At 55.5% G+C, this 23,376-nt stretch carries 23 protein-coding genes and 5 tRNA genes; 14 read left to right on the forward strand and 14 right to left on the reverse strand.

All coding sequences use genetic code 11. The features are described 5' to 3' along the window. The first annotated feature begins 68 nt into the window (after positions 1-68). On the forward strand, positions 69-248 hold the full coding sequence (locus ACMWKK_RS06800; RefSeq protein ID WP_045331090.1) for a hypothetical protein: 180 nt from the start codon (positions 69-71) through the stop codon (positions 246-248). Positions 249-285: 37 nt separating this feature from the next. On the opposite strand, the gene stpA is transcribed toward ACMWKK_RS06800, so the two are convergent. Beyond that, on the reverse strand, positions 286-690 hold the full coding sequence (gene stpA, locus ACMWKK_RS06805; protein WP_045331089.1) for a DNA-binding protein StpA: 405 nt from the start codon (positions 688-690) through the stop codon (positions 286-288). Between the two features lie 494 nt (positions 691-1,184). Here stpA and alaE point away from each other — a divergent pair, with 494 nt between their 5' ends. After that, a complete protein-coding gene (alaE, locus tag ACMWKK_RS06810; protein WP_045331087.1) occupies positions 1,185-1,634 on the forward strand; it encodes an L-alanine exporter AlaE in 450 nt (149 codons plus the stop codon). Between the two features lie 32 nt (positions 1,635-1,666). Here the strand turns inward: alaE and ACMWKK_RS06815 are convergent, their stop codons facing one another. Continuing rightward, positions 1,667-2,011, reverse strand: a complete 345-nt coding sequence (locus tag ACMWKK_RS06815; protein ID WP_023333165.1) for a DUF2002 family protein — start codon at positions 2,009-2,011, stop codon at positions 1,667-1,669. Positions 2,012-2,171: 160 nt separating this feature from the next. Between ACMWKK_RS06815 and ACMWKK_RS06820 the strand changes: the two genes are divergently transcribed. The 12 genes from ACMWKK_RS06820 (at position 2,172) to emrB (ending at position 15,144) form a co-directional block, all read left to right on the forward strand. Beyond that, positions 2,172-2,498: a DUF883 domain-containing protein gene (locus ACMWKK_RS06820; RefSeq protein ID WP_045331085.1), complete on the forward strand. Its 327-nt coding sequence runs from the start codon at positions 2,172-2,174 to the stop codon at positions 2,496-2,498. A 243-nt stretch (positions 2,499-2,741) separates the two neighbouring features. After that, the gene (gene nrdH, locus ACMWKK_RS06825; protein WP_045331084.1) at positions 2,742-2,981 is read left to right on the forward strand and encodes a glutaredoxin-like protein NrdH; all 240 of its coding nucleotides are present in this window, start codon (positions 2,742-2,744) and stop codon (positions 2,979-2,981) included. Beyond that, positions 2,978-3,388 carry a class Ib ribonucleoside-diphosphate reductase assembly flavoprotein NrdI gene (gene nrdI / locus ACMWKK_RS06830; protein ID WP_045331082.1) on the forward strand — a complete coding sequence of 137 codons (411 nt, stop codon included), beginning with the start codon at positions 2,978-2,980 and terminating at the stop codon, positions 3,386-3,388. The genes nrdH and nrdI overlap by 4 nt, the downstream gene beginning before the upstream one ends. Beyond that, the gene (nrdE, locus tag ACMWKK_RS06835; protein WP_112780602.1) at positions 3,361-5,505 is read left to right on the forward strand and encodes a class 1b ribonucleoside-diphosphate reductase subunit alpha; all 2,145 of its coding nucleotides are present in this window, start codon (positions 3,361-3,363) and stop codon (positions 5,503-5,505) included. The genes nrdI and nrdE overlap by 28 nt, the downstream gene beginning before the upstream one ends. 9 nt (positions 5,506-5,514) lie before the next feature. Next, positions 5,515-6,474 carry a class 1b ribonucleoside-diphosphate reductase subunit beta gene (nrdF, locus tag ACMWKK_RS06840; RefSeq protein ID WP_045331078.1) on the forward strand — a complete coding sequence of 320 codons (960 nt, stop codon included), beginning with the start codon at positions 5,515-5,517 and terminating at the stop codon, positions 6,472-6,474. Positions 6,475-6,805: 331 nt separating this feature from the next. Then, positions 6,806-8,017 (forward strand): glycine betaine/L-proline ABC transporter ATP-binding protein ProV, encoded by a 1,212-nt coding sequence (gene proV / locus ACMWKK_RS06845; protein ID WP_045331076.1) that lies wholly within the window; start codon positions 6,806-6,808, stop codon positions 8,015-8,017. After that, positions 8,001-9,065: a glycine betaine/L-proline ABC transporter permease ProW gene (proW, locus tag ACMWKK_RS06850; RefSeq protein WP_045331074.1), complete on the forward strand. Its 1,065-nt coding sequence runs from the start codon at positions 8,001-8,003 to the stop codon at positions 9,063-9,065. The genes proV and proW overlap by 17 nt, the downstream gene beginning before the upstream one ends. A gap of 9 nt (positions 9,066-9,074) precedes the next feature. After that, entirely contained in the window at positions 9,075-10,070 is a 996-nt protein-coding gene (gene proX, locus ACMWKK_RS06855; RefSeq protein WP_045331073.1) for a glycine betaine/L-proline ABC transporter substrate-binding protein ProX, read from the forward strand. Positions 10,071-10,252: 182 nt separating this feature from the next. Further along, on the forward strand, positions 10,253-11,437 hold the full coding sequence (locus ACMWKK_RS06860) for an MFS transporter (protein WP_112780603.1): 1,185 nt from the start codon (positions 10,253-10,255) through the stop codon (positions 11,435-11,437). 313 nt (positions 11,438-11,750) lie between these two features. Next, on the forward strand, positions 11,751-12,281 hold the full coding sequence (gene mprA / locus ACMWKK_RS06865; protein WP_032642977.1) for a transcriptional repressor MprA: 531 nt from the start codon (positions 11,751-11,753) through the stop codon (positions 12,279-12,281). A 126-nt stretch (positions 12,282-12,407) separates the two neighbouring features. Beyond that, on the forward strand, positions 12,408-13,580 hold the full coding sequence (gene emrA / locus ACMWKK_RS06870; protein ID WP_045331067.1) for a multidrug efflux MFS transporter periplasmic adaptor subunit EmrA: 1,173 nt from the start codon (positions 12,408-12,410) through the stop codon (positions 13,578-13,580). Positions 13,581-13,596: 16 nt separating this feature from the next. After that, complete coding sequence (gene emrB / locus ACMWKK_RS06875; protein WP_045331065.1) at positions 13,597-15,144, forward strand: multidrug efflux MFS transporter permease subunit EmrB; 1,548 nt, start codon at positions 13,597-13,599, stop codon at positions 15,142-15,144. 106 nt (positions 15,145-15,250) lie between these two features. Here emrB and luxS read toward each other — a convergent pair whose 3' ends face one another. The 12 genes from luxS to recX form a co-directional block, all read right to left on the reverse strand. Beyond that, positions 15,251-15,766 (reverse strand): S-ribosylhomocysteine lyase, encoded by a 516-nt coding sequence (gene luxS / locus ACMWKK_RS06880; RefSeq protein ID WP_008499539.1) that lies wholly within the window; start codon positions 15,764-15,766, stop codon positions 15,251-15,253. A 153-nt stretch (positions 15,767-15,919) separates the two neighbouring features. Further along, positions 15,920-17,464, reverse strand: coding sequence for a glutamate--cysteine ligase (gene gshA, locus ACMWKK_RS06885; RefSeq protein WP_112780604.1), 1,545 nt, complete (start codon positions 17,462-17,464; stop codon positions 15,920-15,922). An 83-nt stretch (positions 17,465-17,547) separates the two neighbouring features. Beyond that, entirely contained in the window at positions 17,548-17,976 is a 429-nt protein-coding gene (locus tag ACMWKK_RS06890) for a YqaA family protein (RefSeq protein ID WP_008499541.1), read from the reverse strand. Further along, positions 17,973-18,539: a fructose-1-phosphate/6-phosphogluconate phosphatase gene (gene yqaB, locus ACMWKK_RS06895; RefSeq protein WP_112780605.1), complete on the reverse strand. Its 567-nt coding sequence runs from the start codon at positions 18,537-18,539 to the stop codon at positions 17,973-17,975. The genes ACMWKK_RS06890 and yqaB overlap by 4 nt, the downstream gene beginning before the upstream one ends. 117 nt (positions 18,540-18,656) lie before the next feature. Beyond that, positions 18,657-18,733: transfer RNA gene (locus tag ACMWKK_RS06900), tRNA-Arg, on the reverse strand. Positions 18,734-18,761: 28 nt separating this feature from the next. Next, a tRNA-Arg gene (locus ACMWKK_RS06905) sits at positions 18,762-18,838 on the reverse strand. A 161-nt stretch (positions 18,839-18,999) separates the two neighbouring features. After that, positions 19,000-19,076: transfer RNA gene (locus ACMWKK_RS06910), tRNA-Arg, on the reverse strand. 64 nt (positions 19,077-19,140) lie between these two features. Beyond that, positions 19,141-19,217 (reverse strand) — tRNA-Arg (locus ACMWKK_RS06915). Positions 19,218-19,221: 4 nt separating this feature from the next. Further along, positions 19,222-19,314: transfer RNA gene (locus ACMWKK_RS06920), tRNA-Ser, on the reverse strand. Between the two features lie 342 nt (positions 19,315-19,656). Then, positions 19,657-19,842 (reverse strand): carbon storage regulator CsrA, encoded by a 186-nt coding sequence (csrA, locus tag ACMWKK_RS06925; RefSeq protein WP_000906486.1) that lies wholly within the window; start codon positions 19,840-19,842, stop codon positions 19,657-19,659. Positions 19,843-20,083: 241 nt separating this feature from the next. Further along, complete coding sequence (alaS, locus tag ACMWKK_RS06930) at positions 20,084-22,711, reverse strand: alanine--tRNA ligase (protein ID WP_045330704.1); 2,628 nt, start codon at positions 22,709-22,711, stop codon at positions 20,084-20,086. Between the two features lie 130 nt (positions 22,712-22,841). Further along, positions 22,842-23,342 carry a recombination regulator RecX gene (recX, locus tag ACMWKK_RS06935; RefSeq protein ID WP_045330702.1) on the reverse strand — a complete coding sequence of 167 codons (501 nt, stop codon included), beginning with the start codon at positions 23,340-23,342 and terminating at the stop codon, positions 22,842-22,844. Positions 23,343-23,376 lie beyond the last annotated feature (34 nt).

Raw genomic sequence — 23,376 nt, forward strand, 5'->3', positions numbered from 1 at the left:
TGAAAGTCACTGTACCCGGCGTCATGCGTGGGCTAAGGTGAAGATCGCTAAAACGATGAGGAGGTAATATGTTTTCTGTCGGTGATTATGTGCAACCGCGTAAAGGCGGTCCGAAACTGAAAGTGCTCGAAGTGAACGGTGATACGATTGTGGCGGTTCAGGCGAGTAATGAACAGGGCGAGAAATATACGCTGAAAGCGGCCGATGTGGCGCCGTATACCGAAGAAGGTGATTTCGGCGTCTGCTAACAGACAGCCGGGCGGAATATTCCGCCCGGTTAACGCCTTAGATCAGAAAATCATCCAGTGATTTCCCGTTTGCCAGCGCGCTGGCAATCGGCTTCGGCGTGCGGCCCTGGCCGGTCCACGTTTTCTCTTCACCGTTCTGGTCGATAAAGCGATATTTTGCTTCACGCGGCTTACGCTTTTTCGCGGGCTTACCCGCCTGCGCCAGCTCGGAGCCCAGCAGGTCGGTCGGTGAAATACCATCGGCTTTCATCAGCTCCAGCAGGGCATTAATTTTCTCCTGCTGCTCAGCACGCTGCTGCTCTAATTCCGCCTGCTCGCTCCGTTTCTCTTCAGCAACGACCCTGACCTTTTCCAGCATTTCCTCAAGAACGTCCAGGGTTAATTCGCGGGCCATGGCGCGCAGAGTTCGGATATTATTAAGATTCTGTAACGTCAAAGACATATATTTGAAAACCTTTTCTTTAGGGTAAATAGATAAATCGCCGCCAGAATAATTCATTTTCGTTGAAATATCTACCCGCAGGGTCGTTCAGACAATAATGGGAATAGCCTTTACTCGGACCGTTAATATTATCTCATGCTGCTTGTGGGATCCTCACAGATTCAATCATCACATCAATATAAATGGTCAACTTTAATCCAAATTCCAGCATTCTTCGCCGCAGGCAGGCAGAAGGATTCTCCTCGTAACGTCAAAAATTTAACTATTTGATTTTTATGTCAAAAAGTTTAATCGAGACAGATTATAACGAACCGAACAAAAAACAACCAAATTTAGAGAATTTTGTGGACAAAAGGCGATTAAATAAAAATTAATCACTAGTTGTTAGTTCAAACACAGAGATATACGCTATACACGTCAAACAAACCAACCTAAAGCACTAGTCGCTTCGGGAAAATCGTTTCTTTTTTGTGTTCTTCTCAAGGAGTTCAGACATGTTCTCACCGCAATCACGCCTTCGCCATGCCGTGGCGGATACTTTCGCGATGGTTGTCTACTGTTCCGTTGTGAACATGCTGATCGAAATATTCCTCTCCGGAATGACCTTCGAGCAGTCACTTTCTTCTCGTCTGGTGGCGATCCCGGTCAATATTATTATTGCATGGCCTTACGGGCTATATCGCGATGCGGTTATGCGTTTCGCGCGTCGTATCAGCCCCGCTGGCTGGGTGAAAAACCTGGCGGACGTTCTGGCGTATGTGACGTTCCAGTCGCCGGTTTACGTGGCCATTCTGCTGACGGTGGGTGCGGACTGGCACCAGATCGCCGCGGCAGTGAGTTCGAATATTGTGGTTTCAATGCTGATGGGGGCGGTATACGGCTATTTCCTTGACTACTGCCGCCGCCTGTTTAAGGTCAGCCACTACGGCCAGGCAAAAGCGTAATGTGAAGCGACTGGCGCACGCCAGTCGCGAATTTACTGCACGTCGCCAAACAGTCCCTTCAAAAACCGTTCCAGCGCCATACGCGAACTGAAACCATGCGGAATACCATAATGCTCATGCCGTTCCCCGCCTAAATAGAGCGGGAATTGCTGATAGTGATCGCAGGTTTTAATATCCGAGGCAGGCTCAGCAAATGACAGACTTCTGTCTTTCAGCGTCGGGTGAATAATGAGCGCGGTACGTCCCATTCTTGCTTCGCGATTAACGTAAACATAATTCTCGCCGCGGCGATATCCATACGCTTTTGATGTCACCTCGTCCATGGTGAATCCCTCTTTTTCAAGAACGCGTGCCACCTCATCAGGTCGTAAATACATATCTTTTCCTCGTTATCTTTTCCTGCCCGGCAACCTTACAGTATTCAGCATTAGCAGGGCTTTCAGAATAGTCCATAAACTGGCGGATAACGCGTGATGCGCTTCAGATATTAAATTTATGAACTAAACTGAACGGGAACACAAAATTACGGAGGATCGTATGTTTAACAGACCGAACCGAAACGATATTAATGACGACGCTCAGGATATTCGTAATGATGTCAGCCAATTAGCGGACACGCTGGAAGAGGTGCTGAAGTCCTGGGGAAGTGACGCGAAGGACGAAGCGGATGCCGCAAAACGTAAGGCTCAGTCTCTGCTCCGTGAAACCCGCGCGCGTTTAAACGGGCGTACGCGAACCACTCAGGCCGCCTGCGATGCGGTCAGCTGCGCTACCAGCTTCGTGCGCGAAAAACCGCTTTACACGCTGGGCACGGTCGCGGCGGTCGGGATCTTCGTCGGCGCCCTGCTTAGCCTGCGTAAATAAGCTTACCTTCTTAGCCCCGGCCGCCTCAGGCGCCGGGGCTTTTCTTTGCCTTCTCGCCTGTAAAACCCGCATAGTCTGCCCTGCCCCGCTGAGCTCATCACTAGGGCAACATCAATCTGAATTTCCCATATCTTGTATGGTTGAAACTTAAGGCAACTACATCTAGTATCCCTATAAGCAAGACACACACAACCTGACGCGATGATTCGCGCCGCCCCCTCATTTTAAATGGAAATACGAATCATGAGCATTATTATTTACACACGTAACGATTGTGTTCAGTGCCACGCCACCAAACGGGCGATGGAGAGCCGCGGCGTGGCGTTTGAGATGGTGAATATTGACCAGGTCCCCGAGGCCGCCGATACCCTGCGCGCCCAAGGGTTTCGTCAGCTTCCCGTGGTGGTTGCCGGGGAGACAAGCTGGTCCGGCTTTCGCCCGGACATGATTAACCGCCTCGCCGCACAGGCCGCACGGGCATGAGCAGACTCGTTTTCTTCTCCAGCAGCTCGGAAAACACGCTCCGCTTCATTGAGCGCGTCGGGCTGCCTGCGGTACGCATTCCGCTTAACGAGCGGGAGCGGATCCGGGTAGAAGAGCCTTACATTCTGGTGGTGCCCAGCTATGGCGGTGGCGGTACGGCAGGTGCCGTGCCTCGCCAGGCGATCCGCTTTCTGAACGATCCCCACAATCGCGGGCTGATCCGCGGGGTTATCGCGGCAGGGAATCGCAATTTCGGCGATGCTTTTGGCCGCGCCGGGGACGTCATCTCTCAAAAATGCGGCGTGCCGTATCTCTATCGTTTTGAGCTGATGGGGACACAGCAGGACGTCGAAAACGTGCGTAAAGGAGTGAACGAATTTTGGCAACGACAACCGCAGAACGGGTGATTCAGGCGACACCGGATTACCACGCACTCAACGCAATGCTTAACCTCTACGATCGCGAGGGGCGCATTCAGTTCGATAAAGACAAGGAGGCGGTGGACGCCTTTTTTGCCGCCCACGTGCGGCCCAACAGCGTGGCTTTTGCAAACCAGAATGAGCGTCTCGACTATCTCGTGAACGAGGGTTACTACGACGCGCGCACGCTCACCCGCTACGAACGTACCTTCGTGGTGAAGCTGTTTGAACGCGCGCACGCCAGCGGCTTTCGTTTCCAGACGTTTCTTGGCGCGTGGAAGTACTACACCAGCTACACCCTGAAAACCTTCGACGGTAAACGCTACCTGGAAAGCTTTGAAGATCGCGTGGTGATGGTGGCGCTGACGCTGGCGCAGGGCGACGAAGCGCTGGCGGAGCAGCTCAGCGACGAGATCCTCTCTGGTCGCTTCCAGCCCGCCACGCCCACCTTCCTCAACTGCGGCAAAGCCCAGCGCGGGGAGCTGGTTTCCTGCTTCCTGCTGCGTATCGAAGATAATATGGAGTCGATTGGCCGCGCGGTAAACTCGGCGCTGCAGCTTTCCAAACGCGGCGGCGGCGTGGCGTTTTTGCTCTCTAACCTGCGCGAAGCGGGCGCGCCGATCAAGCGCATCGAAAACCAGTCCTCCGGCGTGATCCCGGTAATGAAAATGCTTGAGGATGCGTTCTCCTATGCCAACCAGCTTGGCGCGCGTCAGGGAGCGGGGGCGGTTTACCTGCACGCGCACCACCCGGACATTCTGCGTTTTCTCGATACCAAACGCGAAAATGCCGACGAGAAAATCCGTATCAAAACCCTGTCGCTGGGGGTGGTGATCCCGGATATCACCTTTAAGCTGGCCAAAGAGAATGCCGGGATGGCGCTCTTCTCCCCGTATGACGTTGAGCGTATTTACGGTAAAGCCTTTGGCGACGTAGCCATCAGCGAGCGCTACGAGGAGCTGCTGGCCGACGATCGCATTCGCAAAAAATATATCAACGCCCGCGATTTCTTCCAGACGCTTGCGGAGATCCAGTTTGAGTCCGGCTATCCGTACATCATGTATGAAGATACGGTAAACCGCGCGAACCCGATTGCCGGGCGCATCAACATGAGCAACCTGTGCTCGGAGATTTTGCAGGTCAACAGCGCGTCAGCCTACGACGAAAACCTGGACTACGCGGATATCGGCAAAGATATCTCCTGCAACCTCGGGTCGCTGAATATCGCACACACGATGGATTCACCCGACTTTGGCCGCACGGTGGAAACCGCCATCCGCGGGCTGACGGCGGTGTCGGACATGAGCCACATCCGCAGCGTGCCGTCTATTGAAGCGGGCAACGCCGCATCGCACGCCATCGGGCTGGGGCAGATGAACCTGCACGGCTATCTGGCGCGGGAAGGCATCGCCTACGGCAGTCCGGAAGGGCTGGATTTTACCAACCTCTATTTTTACACCATTACCTGGCACGCGCTGCACACCTCAATGATGCTGGCGCGCGAGCGCAGCCAGCGGTTCGCGGGTTTTGAACAGTCGCGCTACGCCAGCGGGGCCTATTTCAGCCAGTATCTGGAAGGCGACTGGCAGCCGAAAACCGAAAAAGTGCGCGATCTCTTTGCCCGCGCGGGGATTACCCTGCCGACGCGCGAGATGTGGCAGCAGCTGCGTGACGACGTGATGCGCTACGGCATTTATAACCAGAACCTGCAGGCCGTGCCGCCGACCGGATCGATTTCCTACATTAACCATGCCACGTCGAGCATTCATCCGATCGTGTCGAAAATTGAAATTCGTAAGGAAGGCAAAACCGGACGCGTTTACTACCCTGCCCCGTTTATGACCAATGAAAACCTGGCGCTGTATCAGGACGCGTATGAGATCGGCCCGGAAAAAATCATCGATACCTACGCCGAGGCGACAAAACATGTGGATCAGGGGCTGTCGCTGACGCTGTTCTTCCCGGATACCGCCACCACGCGGGATATCAACAAAGCGCAGATCTACGCCTGGAAGAAAGGCATCAAAACGCTCTACTACATTCGCCTGCGCCAGCTTGCGCTGGAAGGCACCGAAATTGAAGGCTGCGTGTCCTGCGCGCTGTAAGGAGAAAGGATGAAACTGTCACGCGTGAGCGCCGTTAACTGGAACAAAATCCAGGATGACAAAGATCTGGAGGTGTGGAACCGCCTGACCAGCAACTTCTGGCTGCCGGAAAAGGTTCCGCTTTCCAACGATATTCCGGCCTGGCAAACGCTCGGCCACGCCGAACAGCAGCTGACGATCCGCGTCTTTACCGGCCTGACGCTGCTGGACACCATTCAGAATACCGTCGGCGCACCGGCGCTGATGGGCGACGCGCTGACGCCGCACGAAGAGGCGGTGATGTCGAACATCAGCTTTATGGAGGCGGTACATGCCCGCTCCTACAGCTCGATATTTTCCACGCTGTGCCAGACCAAAGACGTGGACGCGGCCTACGCCTGGAGCGAAGCGAGCGAATCACTTCAGAGAAAGGCGGAGCTGGTGCTGGCGTATTACCGGGCCGACGAGCCGCTGAAGAAGAAGATCGCCAGCGTGTTCCTGGAATCTTTCCTCTTCTATTCCGGCTTCTGGCTGCCCATGTACTGGTCGAGCCGGGGCAAGCTCACCAACACCGCCGATTTGATTCGCCTCATCATTCGGGATGAAGCGGTGCACGGATACTACATTGGCTATAAGTATCAGAAAGGGCTGGAGAAAGTGGACCAGGCGAAGCGCGAGGAGCTTAAAGGCTTTGCGCTCGATTTGCTGATGGATCTGTACGACAACGAGCTGAGCTATACCGAGGAACTGTATGCCGGAACGGGCTGGGAAGAGGATGTCAAAGCGTTCCTCTGCTACAACGCCAACAAGGCGCTGATGAACCTGGGTTACGACGCGCTTTTTCCGCCGGAGATGGCCGAGGTGAACCCGGCTATTCTCTCCGCGCTGTCGCCTAACGCTGACGAAAACCACGATTTCTTCTCGGGATCGGGTTCATCGTACGTGATGGGCAAAGCGGTAGAAACCGAGGATGAAGATTGGGATTTTTGATGAACGCTAACGTTTGTTAATTTAATATAAACCCAACAATTTCCTCTCTAATATTTACATAACAACTACACTGTCATTTCCGCGTCATATTCGCCTGAATCATTCCGGTTCAGGCGAAATTCCCCAGTGCAGCAGCAAAAAATTGAGAAAAATTCAAACCGCCCTCAGCCCTTTATTCATGGGAAATTCAGCCGTTTCGCTTGCGTCAAAATTACGGCCTCAGCCTGACTCAGGGTTGTCTCAGATTCTCAGTATGTTAGGGTTATGCCCGTTAACAATTTACCATGGTAATCATATTGGCATAAACAAATAACAGGAAACACCCTATTGCATGGCAATTAAATTAGAAGTGAAAAATCTTTATAAAGTATTTGGCGAGCATCCGCAGCGCGCATTCAAATATATTGAGAAAGGCCTTACCAAAGAGCAAATTCTGGAAAAAACCGGGCTATCGCTTGGCGTTAAAGACGCCAGTCTGGCCATTGAAGAAGGCGAGATTTTTGTCATCATGGGATTATCCGGTTCGGGTAAATCCACTATGGTTCGCCTTCTCAATCGCCTGATTGAACCCACCCGCGGACAGGTGCTGATTGACGGCGTGGATATCGCCAGAATATCAGAGGCCGAGCTTCGCGAGGTGCGCAGAAAGAAGATTGCGATGGTGTTCCAGTCCTTCGCGCTGATGCCGCACATGACGGTGCTGGATAATACCGCTTTCGGGATGGAATTAGCCGGCACGCCCGCGCAGGAACGTCAGGAAAAAGCCCTTGACGCACTGCGTCAGGTCGGGCTGGAAAATTATGCGCATGCTTATCCGGATGAACTTTCCGGCGGGATGCGTCAGCGCGTGGGATTAGCCCGTGCATTAGCCATTAATCCCGACATTTTATTAATGGATGAAGCCTTCTCCGCCCTCGATCCGTTAATTCGCACCGAGATGCAGGATGAGCTGGTAAAATTACAGGCTAAACATCAGCGAACGATTGTCTTTATTTCCCACGATCTGGATGAAGCCATGCGTATTGGCGACCGTATTGCCATTATGCAAAACGGTGAAGTGGTGCAGGTCGGCACGCCGGATGAAATTCTCAATAATCCGGCGAATGATTATGTGCGCACCTTCTTCCGCGGCGTGGATATTAGTCAGGTGTTTAGCGCCAAAGATATTGCCCGTCGAACGCCAAACGGCATCATCCGTAAAACGCCGGGTTTTGGCCCGCGATCGGCGCTGAAGCTGCTGCAGGACGAAGATCGTGAATACGGTTATCTGGTTGAACGCGGCAATAGATTTGTCGGCATTGTCTCCATCGACTCCCTGAAATCCGCGCTTGGTGAAAACCAGGGGATCGATGCGGCGCTAATTGACGCTCCGCTTGCCGTGGACGCCGAAACGCCGCTCAGCGAATTACTCTCTCACGTCGGCCAGGCACCGTGCGCCGTGCCGGTCGTGGGTGAGGAGCAACAGTACGTCGGCATCATCTCAAAACGGATGCTGCTGCAGGCTTTAGATCGCGAGGGGGCAAACAATGACCGATCAATCTAACCCGTGGGGCACGACCGAAGCAGCGGACAGCGCTGCACAATCCGCCGATGCGTGGGGTTCCACGCCAGCCCCCGCCGACGGCGGCGGCGCGGCTGACTGGCTTAACAGCGCTCCCGCGCCTGCGCCAGAGCATTTCAACATTATGGATCCATTCCACAAGACGCTGATCCCGCTCGACAGCTGGGTCACGGAGGGGATCGACTGGGTAGTCACGCACTTCCGTCCGGTCTTCCAGGGGATACGCATCCCGGTGGATTACATCCTCAACGGCTTCCAGCAGCTGATGCTGGGCATGCCGGCGCCGGTGGCGATTATCCTCTTCTCCCTGATCGCCTGGCAGTTCGGTAGCGCAGGAATGGGGGTCGCCACGCTGATTTCGCTGGTTGCCATCGGCGCGATTGGCGCCTGGTCGCAGGCGATGATCACCCTGGCGCTGGTGCTGACCGCCCTGCTCTTCTGCATTGTCATCGGCCTGCCGATGGGGATCTGGCTGGCGCGCAGCCCGCGGGCGGCGAAGATTATTCGTCCGCTGCTGGATGCGATGCAGACCACCCCGGCGTTCGTCTATCTGGTGCCTATCGTGATGCTGTTCGGCATCGGCAACGTGCCGGGCGTGGTGGTGACCATTATCTTCGCCCTGCCGCCGATCGTCCGTCTGACCATTCTGGGGATTAACCAGGTGCCAGCGGATCTGATTGAAGCGTCACGGTCGTTCGGTGCCAGCCCGCGCCAGATGCTGTTTAAGGTTCAGCTCCCGCTGGCGATGCCGACCATTATGGCGGGCGTTAACCAGACGCTGATGCTCGCGCTCTCGATGGTGGTAATTGCCTCGATGATCGCCGTGGGCGGCCTGGGACAGATGGTGCTGCGCGGCATTGGCCGCCTCGACATGGGGCTGGCTACCGTCGGCGGCGTCGGGATTGTGATCCTCGCCATTATTCTTGACCGCCTGACTCAGGCCGTTGGTCGTGATTCACGCAGTCGCGGCAACCGTCGCTGGTATAGCACCGGCCCTGTCGGGTTAATCACCCGCCCATTTACAAAATAAGGAACAACGATGCGACATAACGTACTTTTTGCCACAGCGTTTGCCACCCTTGTCTCCACCAGCACGTTTGCGGCAGACCTGCCGGGAAAAGGCATTACCGTACAGCCGGTGCAGAGCACCATTTCCGAAGAGAGCTTCCAGACCCAGCTCGTCAGCCGCGCGCTGGAGAAGCTGGGCTATACGGTCAACACGCCGAGTGAAGTGGATTACAACGTCGGCTACACCTCGATTGCCTCCGGCGATGCCACCTTTACCGCCGTCAACTGGCAGCCGCTGCATGACGACATGTATGCCGCCGCCGGTGGCGACAAGAAATTCTATCGCGAGGGCACCTTCGTGACCGGCGCCGCGCAGGGGTATCTGATCGACAAGAAAACCGCCGACAAGTACCACATCACCAACATTGAACAGCTGAAAGATCCAGCGATCGCCAAACTGTTCGACACCAACGGTGACGGCAAGGCCGACATGATGGGCTGCTCGCCCGGCTGGGGCTGTGAAGCGGTGATTAACCACCAGAACAAAGCCTTCGATCTGGCGAAAACGGTCGACGTGAGCCACGGCAACTATTCTGCGATGATGGCCGACACCATTGCCCGCTTCAAAGAGGGGAAACCGGTGATCTACTACACCTGGACGCCGTACTGGGTGAGCGACGTGCTGAAGCCGGGTAAAGACGTGGTGTGGCTGCAGGTGCCGTTCTCCTCCCTGCCGGGCGAGCAGAAGGATATCGACACCAGGCTGCCGAACGGCATGAACTACGGCTTCCCGGTGAACACGATGCATATCGTGGCCAACAAAGCCTGGGCGGAGAAAAACCCGGCGGCGGCGAAGCTGTTCTCGGTGATGAAGCTGCCGCTGGCGGACATCAATGCCCAGAATGCGATGATGCATGCGGGCAAATCGTCTGAAGCGGATGTTAAAGGCCACGTTGACGGCTGGATCAAAGCCCACCAGCAGCAGTTTGACGGCTGGGTGAAAGAGGCGCTGGCGGCGCAGAAGTAAAAAACAAAACCCTACCCCTCACCCTAATCCTCTCCCAAGCGGAGAGGACCGGGGTGAAGGGGATCACACCGCACCCAACCTAAACCGCACAATCCATCACCCAACAATCCCCCACCCTTCACAATCATTCGCTATTATTGTTTCCGGAAAAATAATCACTTAACTAACGATTCCTGAAACAAATGACAAAAACAGCTCAGGGGCTTAGCCCCGCACTCATCCTTTTAATGTCCGTGGCAACGGGTCTGGCGGTCGCCAGTAACTATTACGCGCAACCGCTTCTCGACACCATCGCCCGCGCGTTCAACCTTTCCGCCAGCTCCGCTGGCTTCATCGTGACGGCAGCACAGCTCGGCTATGCCGCCGGGCTGCTATTCCTGGTGCCGCTCGGCGATATGTTTGAACGGCGAATGCTCATCGTCTCCATGACCCTGCTGGCCGCCGGTGGGATGCTGATCACCGCCAGCAGCCAGTCGCTGACGATGATGATCGTCGGTACCGCGCTCACGGGGCTGTTCTCCGTGGTGGCGCAAATTCTGGTGCCGCTCGCTGCGACCCTCGCCTCCCCGGAAAAACGCGGCAAGGTGGTGGGCACCATCATGAGCGGCCTGCTGCTGGGGATTTTACTGGCCCGAACCGTGGCAGGGCTGCTGGCAAGCCTCGGCGGCTGGCGCACCGTCTACTGGGTGGCGAGCGTGCTGATGGTGGTGATGGCGCTGGCGCTGTGGCGCGGGCTGCCAAAGGTGAAGCAGGAAAATCACCTGAACTACCCGCAGCTGCTGGCCTCCGTTTTCAGTCTGTTCACCCAGGATAAGCTTCTGCGTACCCGCGCCCTGCTGGGCTGTTTCACCTTCGCCAACTTCAGCATTCTGTGGACGTCGATGGCATTTCTGCTGGCCGCGCCGCCGTTCAATTATTCCGAAGGGGTGATTGGCCTGTTCGGTCTGGCAGGTGCCGCTGGCGCACTGGGCGCGCGTCCCGCTGGCGGGCTGGCCGACAAGGGCAAATCCCACGTGACCACCTCCGCAGGGCTGGTTTTACTCCTGCTCTCCTGGGGGGCAATCTGGTATGGGCACATCTCGGTGCTGGCGCTGATCGTCGGTATCCTGGTGTTGGATCTCACCGTTCAGGGCGTTCACATTACCAACCAGACCGTCATCTATCGCGTCAAGCCAGAGGCGCGTAACCGCCTCACCGCCGGATACATGACCAGCTACTTCATCGGGGGCGCAGCCGGTTCATTAATTTCTGCATCGGCATGGCAGCATGCTGGCTGGTCGGGCGTGTGTGGGATTGGGGCCATCGTCGCCGCGCTCAACCTTCTTGTATGGTGGCGCGGCTACCATCGCCAGGAAGCAATACACTAAGTTTTACATTGCGTTGGCCTCTTAGGGTGTTAAGAGGCCCTGCAGTCTGTTAAGGTAAACGTAATCATTTATCCCAGAAATTTTAATGTGGGTGACATATCTACAATTGGCATGAATAGTTCAGACCCCCGTCCTCACATCCTCTCTTCCACGGGTTCACACCCTACGCTTACTGTGCTCACCGGGTCACGGACTTACCCGGCGCTTTCTGATAGTGACATAAGTTTGGCGGATATAACCGCACAAATAATTCATTTACATTATTTGTCACTATCGTTACTATATCGGCTGTAATTAATGAGGTTATGCCCAAATGGATAGTTCGTTTACGCCCATTGAACAAATGCTTAAATTCCGCGCCAGTCGCCATGAGGACTTCCCGTATCAGGAAATCCTGCTGACTCGCCTGTGCATGCACATGCAGGGTAAGCTACTGGAAAACCGCAATAAAATGCTGAAAGCTCAAGGGATTAACGAGACGTTGTTTATGGCGTTGATTACGCTGGAGTCTCAGGAAAATCACAGCATTCAGCCTTCCGAACTGAGCTGCGCGCTGGGCTCCTCCCGCACCAATGCCACCCGTATTGCCGATGAACTCGAAAAGCGCGGCTGGATTGAGCGCCGTGAAAGCGACAACGATCGCCGCTGCCTGCATCTGCAGCTGACCGAGAAAGGTCACGAATTCCTGCGCGAAGTGCTGCCACCTCAGCACAATTGCCTGCACAAACTCTGGTCCGCCCTCAGCACCGCCGAGCGCGACCAGCTTGAGCACATCACTCGCAAGCTGCTCACCCGTCTGGACCAGATGGATGAAGACGGCGCCATTCTTGAGGCGCTGCGCTAAGGCGACGACACGCTCACCATTCCAGATTCATAAGAAAACCGACAGGCCAGCACGTCACACTGCTGGCCTTTCTGACAACAGGTCGGCTCAGCCGATGTGAAAATAAGAAGATCGTGGAGAACTACAATGAGCGCAAATGCGGAGAGCACTACCCCGCAGCAGCCGGGCAACAAGAAAGGCAAACGTAAGAGCGCCCTTCTTCTGTTGACCTTGCTCTTTATCATTATTGCCGTGGCATATGGGATCTATTGGTTTTTAGTATTGCGTCATGCTGAAGAGACAGACGACGCCTACGTGGCAGGGAACCAGGTACAAATTATGGCGCAGGTGTCGGGCAGCGTGACGAAAGTCTGGGCTGACAATACCGACTTTGTGCAAAAAGGCGATGTGTTGGTGACCCTCGATCCAACCGACGCGCAGCAGGCATTTGAAAAAGCAAAGACCGCGCTGGCCTCCAGCGTCCGTCAGACCCGCCAGCTGATGATCAACAGCAAACAGCTACAGGCCAACATCGACGTGCAGAAAACCGCGCTGGCGCAGGCGCAGAGCGACCTGAACCGCCGCGTGCCGCTCGGCACCGCCAACCTGATTGGCCGTGAAGAGCTGCAGCACGCCCGCGACGCCGTTGCCAGCGCCCAGGCGCAGCTGGATGTGGCGATTCAACAGTACAACGCCAACCAGGCGATGGTGCTGGGCACCAGCCTGGAAAACCAGCCCGCCGTTCAGCAGGCGGCGACCGAAGTGCGCAACGCGTGGCTTGCCCTTGAGCGTACCAAAATCGTCAGCCCGATGACCGGCTACGTCTCCCGTCGTTCCGTCCAGCCAGGGGCGCAGATTAGCCCAACCACGCCGCTGATGGCGGTCGTACCGGCAGACAACCTGTGGGTCGACGCCAACTTTAAAGAGACGCAGCTTGCGCACATGCGTATCGGCCAGACCGCGACGGTGGTCAGCGACATCTACGGCGATGACGTGAAGTACACCGGGAAAGTGGTCGGCCTGGATATGGGGACCGGCAGCGCCTTCTCCCTGCTGCCCGCGCAGAACGCCACCGGTAACTGGATCAAAGTGGTTCAGCGTCTGCCGGTGCGTATCGAGCTGGATGCGAAACAGCTCGCCGACCATCCGCTGCGTATTGGCCTCTCTACGCTTGTGACGGTGGACACCGCCAACCGCGACGGTCAGATCCTGGCAAGCCAGGTGCGCAGCAGCCCGGCTTATGAAAGTAACGCCCGTGAAATTAGCCTCGATCCGGTCAACAAGCTGATCGATGACATCGTGAAGGCAAACGCCGGTTAATCCGAAGGTGAGCGTTATGCAACAGCAAAAGCCGCAAAAACCGCTGGAAGGCGCGCAGCTGGTCATTATGACCATTGCGCTGTCGCTGGCGACATTCATGCAGGTGCTGGACTCCACCATCGCAAACGTGGCGATCCCAACCATCGCCGGTAACCTTGGCTCGTCGCTGAGCCAGGGGACCTGGGTCATTACCTCATTCGGGGTGGCGAACGCCATCTCCATTCCGATCACCGGCTGGCTGGCAAAGCGCGTCGGTGAGGTGAAGCTGTTCCTCTGGTCAACGATACTGTTCGTGCTCGCCTCCTGGGCGTGCGGCATGTCCAGCAGCCTGACGATGCTGATCTTCTTCCGCGTCATTCAGGGGATCGTGGCCGGGCCGCTGATTCCGCTGTCGCAGAGTTTGCTGCTTAACAACTATCCACCCGCTAAGCGCTCTGTCGCGCTGGCGCTGTGGTCGATGACGGTCATTGTCGCGCCAATTTGCGGGCCTATCCTCGGCGGCTATATCAGCGATAACTACCACTGGGGCTGGATCTTCTTCATCAACGTGCCGATTGGTGCGCTGGTGGTGATGCTCACCCTGCAAACGCTGCGCGGTCGCGAGACCCGAACGGAGCAGCGGCGCATTGACGCCGTTGGCCTGGCGCTGCTGGTGGTCGGCATCGGTAGCCTGCAGGTCATGCTCGATCAGGGTAAAGAGCTGGACTGGTTTAACTCGACAGAGATTATCGTGCTGACCGTTGTCGCGGTGATATCGCTGAGCTTCCTGATCGTCTGGGAGCTGACGGACGATAACCCGATCGTCGATCTCTCGCTGTTTAAGTCGCGAAACTTCACCATCGGCTGTCTGTGTATTAGCCTCGCCTACATGCTCTACTTCGGCGCGATCGTTCTGCTGCCGCAGCTGCTGCAGGAGGTCTATGGCTATACCGCCACCTGGGCAGGGTTAGCCTCTGCGCCGGTGGGTGTCATTCCGGTCCTGCTGTCGCCAATTATCGGCCGCTTCGCCCACAAGCTCGACATGCGCAGGCTGGTGACGTTCAGCTTTATCATGTACGCGGTGTGCTTCTACTGGCGCGCGTATACGTTCGAGCCGGGCATGGACTTTGGCGCGTCCGCGTGGCCGCAGTTCATTCAGGGCTTCGCCGTGGCGTGCTTCTTTATGCCGCTGACGACCATTACGCTTTCCGGCTTACCGCCCGAGCGCATGGCGGCAGCATCAAGCCTGTCGAACTTTACGCGTACGCTGGCGGGTTCCATCGGGACGTCGATCACCACGACCCTCTGGACCAACCGCGAGTCGATGCACCACGCGCAGCTAACGGAAGCGGTGAACCCGTTTAACCCGAACTCCCGGGAGATGTACAGCCAGCTTCAGGGGATGGGCATGACGGAGCAGCAGGCATCCGGCTGGATAGCCCAGCAGATCACTAACCAGGGGCTGATAATCTCTGCAAACGAGATTTTCTGGATATCGGCAGGGATCTTCATCGTCCTGCTGGGGCTGGTGTGGTTTGCGAGGCCGCCGTTTGGCGCCGGTGGCGGGGGTGGCGGCGCGCACTAATCCTGTGCGCTGGATGCCGGGTGGCGGCTACGCCTTACCCGGCCTACGGTTTGAGGTTTTGTAGGCCCGGTAAGCGCAGCGCTACCGGGCACCTGCAGGCACAGTACTAGATGTGCAGTTCCTGCAGTTTTTCTTTTGGCAAAGCCAGCTCTTCGTTGCTGTTCACGCGAACATCACGCTCGATAATGTGACGCGCGATCTCCTGCGCTTCTTCCAGAGAGTGCATCTGGTAAGTCCCGCACTGGTAAACGTTCAGCTCAGGGATCTGGTTCTGCTCTTTCACCTTCAGCACGTCTTCCATCGCCGCTTTCCACGCATCTGCAACGCGTTTCTCTTCCGGCTGACCAATCAGGCTCATGTAGAAACCGGTACGGCAGCCCATCGGAGAGATGTCGATGATCTCAACGCCGTTGCCGTTCAGGTGGTCACGCATGAAACCCGCGAACAGGTGTTCCAGCGTATGAATGCCTTTCTCCGGCATCACTTCTTTGTTCGGCACGCAGAAACGCAGATCGAAGACGGTGATCGTGTCGCCGTGCGGGGTGTGCATGGTCTTCGCCACGCGGACTGCAGGTGCTTCCATACGGGTATGGTCGACAGTAAAGCTATCTAATAACGGCATACGTCACCTCCGATAGTGATTTTTTTTAAAATAAACTGAACTCTTCTACAGAATGCGCGTCTGAGTATATGAAAGACGCGCATTTGTTATCATCATCCCTGAATTCAGAGATGTATATTTTGGCCACAGCGATGTGGCCTTTTTCTTTTCTGCTTAAGCCTGCTTCGCCAGAAACGCCTCAAACGACTCGGTATCCGCCGCTTCAACCTCTTTCTGACGCACAACGGACGCATCGCGTTCCGCTGCAAAATCCGCTTCGCTCAGCACTTCTAACGGCTCCTGCATCAGCATCTCACGGTACTCGGCTGAGAGTGAACGCCCCGTGCCGCCAATGCCCTGATCGATCATAGAACGCAGAATGCGTGCTGAGAACGTCAGTTCCGGGTTATCAAAGCATTCCACCAGCTGGTCGCAGATCTGTTGATACGCGTCGCCGCCGTCGATGCTGTCCATTGTTCGGGCAACACGCTTCAGGTCACGGAACAGATCTTTGCCGACTTTGGTCAGCGGGAACTGTGCCGTTTCGCAGCCGATACCCAGCGTCAGGCCCGGTTTACGCCCTTCCAGAATCACGCGGTTCCAGTTTGTGCGGGTGCAGAGCAGTTCATCTGCACTCATTTCCGGCGCATCCGCCAGCACGCACCAGACCATAAACAGATCCAGGAAGCGAATCTGCTGCTCATCAACGCCAATCGGTGAGAACGGGTTAATATCCAGCGAACGCACTTCGATGTATTCAATTCCGCCGCGCTGTAGCGCATCCGACGGCGTTTCACCGCTGCGCGTCACGCGCTTAGGACGAATTGGCGCATACAGCTCGTTTTCAATCTGCAGCACGTTGCTGTTGATCTGCAGGCGCTTGCCGTCTTTTTCGAGGCCGATTTTCTCGTACTCTTCCGACGGGGTTTTGATCGCCCGCTTCAATCCTGCCACATATTCGTGCAATTCGTTAAACGTAATACCGAGATTGCTTTGCGATTTATTGGTATAGCCGAGATCGCTCAGGCGCAGAGAGGTGGCGTACGGGAGATAGTACATCCCACACTCGGTTTTATCGAACGGCAGCGTGGTCGGTTTCCCCTGCAGGAACGAAGAACAGATCGCCGGGGAAGCACCAAACAGATACGGGATCACCCAGCCGAAACGGTAATAGTTGCGGATCAGGCGGAAGTAGCCCGCTGAAATCGCGTCTTTATCCGTTTCACCGCATTTCGCCTGCCAGAACGCCATGGGCAGCGAGAAGTTATAATGCACGCCCGAGATCGTCTGCATCAACGCGCCGTAGCGGTTCTTTAGCCCTTCGCGATAGAGCGTTTTCAGCCGTCCGATATTTGACGTGCCGTACTGCGCCAGCTCAATCTCCTGGCCCTGCTCGATATAGCACGGCATGCTGAGAGGCCACATACGTTCGTCGCCCATGTTGCGCGCGGTGTAGCGATGGATATCGCGCATGATCGTCAGCATATGATCAATATCACCCTCTACTGGCGTAATGAACTCCAGCAGCGCTTCAGCAAAATCGGTTGTGATCCATTTATGTGTCAGCGCCGAGCCTAACGCCTTCGGGTGACCCGTTGTCGCTAAGCTACCGTCCGCGTTAACGCGCAGCGTTTCACGCTCAAGACCACGCTGAATACCCTTCAATGCCTGAGGGTGGTTTTCCAGCCAGGCCAGCGCCTGAGATACGTCCGGGATCAAATTGACCTCCCGCCTGTCAAAGTAATGTTACTCAGCATAATTGTAATGGTTGACGATTGAAGGTCGCGTATTCATTCCACCAATTAGTGCCACCACGTCATACCCTGTAGTGTTGCCCACGCCACGAGAACATAGCGCAACGCCTTGCCAAGGCACAAAAAAAAGAGCACCGGTCCCCAGGAGATGCGCATCCATCCCGCCAGCAGACACAGTAAATCGCCTATTACAGGCATCCAGCTTAATAACAGCGTGGCAGCGCCATAGCGTTTTAGCCAGCCCACTGCCTTTTCCTGCCAGCGCGATTTTTCGCGCAGCGGAAAGAAACGCCCAAGAATAACGTTAGTCAGCCCTCCAAGGCTATTACCCATTGTTGCTATTAATACAAGCAGCCAGGGCTGACTCACGCCGGACAACAGCATCGCCACCAGCACCACTTCCGAATTGCCCGGTAACAGCGTGGCGCTTAAAAAACTGCTGGCGAATAATGAGGCGAGTGACAGCGCGTCACTCACAGTAAGCGCACATCCACCGCATCCATTCCGGCATCACGCGCGGCCTGGATACCAAAATCGGCATCTTCAAACACGACGCATTTTGTCGCCGGGACGCCCATTAATTCTGCGCAGAGCAGAAAGGTGTCCGGTGCGGGCTTGTGATGTTTAACATGATCGGCGGCGACCACGGCAGAAAAATAGTGGCGCAGGCCAAGATGGTTGAGTAATGCCTCAGCAATCGCGCTTTCGCTGCCTGTTCCTACCGACATAGGCCGACGCCCGTGCCACTCTTTGACCACATCTATCAGCGGCAGAGGGCGTACGGTATCTAAAAGCATAGCTTTTACCGCATCGGTTTTTTCACGCGCGAGCAGGTGCGGGTCGAGATCGGCCTGATTGAGTTCAATCACGGCCTGCGCAATACGCCAGGTGGGGGATCCGTTGAGGGCAATCATCGCCTGGAGATCGAAACGCATGCCGTAGCGGCCCAGGACATCAGTCCAGGCTTGACGGTGCGTGGGTTCGGTATCCAGCAGGGTACCATCCATATCGAAGATCAAACCGTCATACTGTGCGTACATCGTGCTCTCGCTAACCGATTAACAAAGCATTACTTTATCGTAAATGGTGGTTTTTGTCGCTGACTGAGAGTGTGATTGCTGACGGAACGTTGAAGGAATAAACAAAGAAGGAGAAGATGGTGCATCCGGGAGGATTCGAACCTCCGACCGCTCGGTTCGTAGCCGAGTACTCTATCCAGCTGAGCTACGGATGCATCGGGAAATGCTTTAAGAAACAGTAAATGGTGCATCCGGGAGGATTCGAACCTCCGACCGCTCGGTTCGTAGCCGAGTACTCTATCCAGCTGAGCTACGGATGCATCAGGGTACTGCTTTCAGAAATAGTAAATGGTGCATCCGGGAGGATTACTCGGCTGCGCCTCGCCCTTCGGGCCGTTGCTGAAGCAACGTTATCCTCCCTGGTGCTTGCGATTAACTCGCAGACCTTGAAACAACAGCGTCGCTGTCATCTCGGAGAATATGGTGCATCCGGGAGGATTCGAACCTCCGACCGCTCGGTTCGTAGCCGAGTACTCTATCCAGCTGAGCTACGGATGCATCGGGATTTACTACTGTACTGCTCGATATTCATATCACTTCGAAAGCAATATGAAGTAATAGATGGTGCATCCGGGAGGATTCGAACCTCCGACCGCTCGGTTCGTAGCCGAGTACTCTATCCAGCTGAGCTACGGATGCAAAATGGCGGTGAGGCGGGGATTCGAACCCCGGATGCAGCTTTTGACCGCATACTCCCTTAGCAGGGGAGCGCCTTCAGCCTCTCGGCCACCTCACCACACAACGCCTCTTTCGAGTGCTTCGAGTAACTCGTTAAGAGCTTCTCGTCGCTGCGTGGCGCATATATTACTTTCTGGGACTTATAAGTCAAACAATTTTCCAAAAGCTTTTATCGTTTGCACAAATCACACGCAATTCGCATGTAAAAGCCGCAAAGAGGGTGTTTTATAAGCGGATTTTGCAGCGTTCTTCGCAAAAAACGTATGCAGAAAAGAGGGGATTGGGACGAGTTAAGAATGTTGGGCTGGTCAAAAAGAGAGCGATTGAAATGAAACGGTAACGTTGAGCAGGAAAAATGACAGGAGGGTTGCGTCTCGCCCGACAGCGAGACGCGACAATATCAGTAACTGGACTGCTGGGATTTTTCAGCCTGGATACGCTGGTAGATCTCTTCACGGTGGACAGATACTTCTTTAGGAGCGTTAACACCAATACGTACCTGGTTACCCTTTACCCCTAAAACTGTCACGGTGACCTCATCCCCAATCATGAGGGTCTCACCAACTCGACGAGTCAGAATCAGCATTCTTTGCTCCTTGAAAGATTAAAAGAGTCGGGTCTCTTGTATCCCGGCATTATCCATCATATAACGCCAAAAAGTAAGCGATGACAAACACGTAATGTGTAAGCAGTCACGGCATCACATTCTGTTAAACGTAAGTTTAGCCGATATACACAAACTCAACCTGACTTTATCGTTATCGATAGCGCAGTGAACAAGACGCCATAACGTTACCGCTATGGCGTCTGCTTGTGCTTTGTAGTTATTACAGTTTCGCGCTTACCCAGCTTTCAACGCTGGCCAATGCCGCTGGAAGTGCCGCCGCATCCGTACCACCGGCTTGCGCCATGTCCGGACGGCCGCCACCCTTGCCGCCCACCTGCTGGGCGACCATACCAATCAGTTCCCCTGCTTTTACGCGGTCGGTCACATCCTTAGAGACGCCCGCAATCAGAGAAACCTTACCTTCTGCCACCGTCGCCAGCACGATAACGGTAGAACCAAGCTGGTTCTTGAGATCGTCGACCATAGTACGCAGCATCTTAGGCTCCACGCCCGCCAGATCGCTGACCAGCAGTTTGACGCCCTTAATGTCTACAGCCTTGCTGGAGAGGTTTGCACTCTCCTGCGCCGCAGCCTGCTCTTTCAGCTGCTGCAGCTCTTTTTCCAGCTGGCGGGTGCGATCCAGCGCAACGCGCACTTTCTCGCCCAGGTTCTGGCTATCACCCTTCAGCAGCTGCGCGATGTCGTGCAGCTGATCGCTCTGCGCATGCAGGCTGGCAATCGCACCTTCACCGGTTACCGCTTCAATACGACGCACGCCAGCCGCCGTCCCCGATTCGGAAACGATGCGGAACAGGCCGATATCACCGGTGCGCGAGGCGTGCGTACCGCCGCACAGCTCGGTGGAGAAGTCACCCATGCTCAGTACGCGCACACGTTCGTCATATTTCTCGCCGAACAGCGCCATCGCACCTTTTTTCTTCGCGTCCTCGAGATCCATGATATGGGTCTCGATTGGCAGGTTACGTCGGATCTGGGCGTTAACCAGATCTTCCACCGCACGGATTTCCGACGGTTTCATCGCTTCAAAATGCGAGAAGTCGAAGCGCAGCACTTTGTCGTTAACCAGAGAACCTTTCTGTGCAACGTGGGTGCCCAGCACGTCGCGCAGGGCAGCGTGCATCAGGTGGGTTGCAGAGTGGTTAAGACGAATGCGCGCGCGGCGAGCTTCATCCACGTTCGCCTGGACGCCCTCGCCCACTTTCAGAGAACCGGAAACCAGTTTGCCCTGGTGACCAATCGCCTGACCGTATTTCTGGGTGTCGCTGACGGTGAAGCTGAAACCATTACCTTTCAGTTCGCCTTTATCGCCAACCTGACCGCCGGATTCCGCATAGAACGGCGTTTTGTCCAGAATGACAACCGCATCCTGACCGGCGCTGATGCTGTCCACGGCTTTACCGTCAACAAACAGAGCGGTCACTTTACCGGTCAGCTCCAGCGCCTCATAGCCTTTGAACTCTGACGCGCTGTCAACGCGGATCATCGCGTTGTAGTCTGCACCGAAACCGCTGGATTCGCGCGCACGACGGCGCTGCTCTTCCATCGCGGCTTCGAAGCCCGCTTCGTCAACTTTGATGTTGCGCTCGCGGCAAACGTCCGCCGTCAGGTCAACCGGGAAGCCGTAGGTGTCGTACAGGCGGAAAGCGGTTTCGCCATCCAGCGTGTCGCCCTTAAGTTTTGCCAGCTCCTCGTCAAGCAGGGCCAGGCCGCGCTCCAGCGTACGGGCAAACTGCTCTTCTTCAGTTTTCAGAACCTGCTCTACCTGCGCCTGCTGGCGTTTCAGCTCATCACCGGCAGCACCCATCACGCCAATCAGTGGCCCAACGAGTTTATAGAAGAAGGTATCCTTCGCGCCCAGCATGTTGCCGTGACGGATGGCACGGCGAATGATACGACGCAGCACGTAGCCACGGTTTTCATTCGACGGGATAACGCCGTCGGCAATCAGGAACGCACAGGAACGAATGTGGTCCGCGATAACGCGCAGCGATTTGTTGTTCAGATCGGTCGCGCCGGTCACTTCGGCAACGGCTTTGATCAGGGTGCTGAACAGGTCAATCTCATAGTTAGAGTTAACGTGCTGCAGTACTGCGGCAATACGCTCCAGACCCATACCGGTATCAACGGAAGGCTTCGGCAGCGGCTCCATCGTACCGTCGGCCTGACGGTTGAACTGCATGAAGACGATGTTCCAGATCTCAATGTAGCGATCGCCGTCTTCTTCCGGGCTGCCTGGAGGACCGCCCCAGATGTGGTCGCCGTGATCGTAGAAGATCTCGGTGCACGGACCGCAAGGACCGGTATCGCCCATCTGCCAGAAGTTGTCAGACGCGTATGGCGCGCCTTTGTTATCACCGATGCGAATAATGCGCTCGCGCGGGATCCCGACTTCTTTTTCCCAGATTTCGTAGGCTTCGTCATCGGTTTCATAGACGGTAACCCACAGACGCTCTTTCGGCAGGTTGAACCAGTTTTCACCGGTCAGCAGTTCCCACGCATATTGAATGGCATCGTGTTTGAAGTAGTCGCCGAAGCTGAAGTTACCCAGCATTTCGAAGAACGTGTGGTGACGCGCGGTGTAACCGACGTTTTCCAGATCGTTGTGTTTACCGCCCGCACGCACGCAACGCTGTGAGGTTGTGGCGCGGGAATAATTACGCTTGTCGAGACCAAGGAACACATCCTTGAACTGGTTCATCCCGGCGTTGGTAAACAGCAGAGTCGGGTCGTTGTTCGGTACCAGGGAGCTGCTGGCAACAACCTGGTGTCCCTTACTATGGAAAAAATCGAGAAACGCCTGACGGATCTCAGCGGTGCTCTTGCTCATAATTATCCTGAAATCAAGCTAACGAAATGTCGCAGCCAGCCTGTCTCGGTAAACCGTTGGACAGACCAGCTACTGAAAAAGTGGGAATAAGATAAGTTTTCTTTGGAGGGAAGTAAAATCCCGCATGCGTTCAATCGGCAAAATTGCGCCAGATATCCTGAATATCTTCCATCAGGAAGCCGCGGTAGAGCAAAAAGCGCTGGATTTTGACTTTATCTGAAAAATCGCGCGGCAGCGGTTCGCCGTACTTACGAATCGCCTGCTCTTTCGCCCGTTCGCACCAGTCAACGTCGCATTCACGCATCGCTTTTTCAATCGACTCCCTGGCCACGCCTTTCTGGTTCAGCTCCTGGCGAATGCGCGCAGGCCCGTAGCCTTTACGGCTGCGGCTGGCAAGAAAGCGGGCGGCAAAACGCTCGTCATCAAGGTAATGATGTTCATAGCACCAGGCAATCACGCGGTCATAATCTTCCGCAGCGGCATCAATCTCTTCCGGCCCGTTTTTGCTCATTACCGGAGCCGACAGTTTTCGCCGCAGCTCCTGTTCACTGTGGTCGCGAACGGCCAGGATGCGCACCGCGCGGTCCAGCAAGCGCGCATACGCGGGTCGACGTGTTGTCGGTTCACTCATAAAAAACCTGCTGATTCAGAAATGCAAAAAGGGC

Origin of the sequence: Enterobacter sp. 01-M-03-SI-ECC, from assembly GCF_047530215.1 — a bacterium.
Taxonomy (GTDB): domain Bacteria; phylum Pseudomonadota; class Gammaproteobacteria; order Enterobacterales; family Enterobacteriaceae; genus Enterobacter; species Enterobacter chengduensis.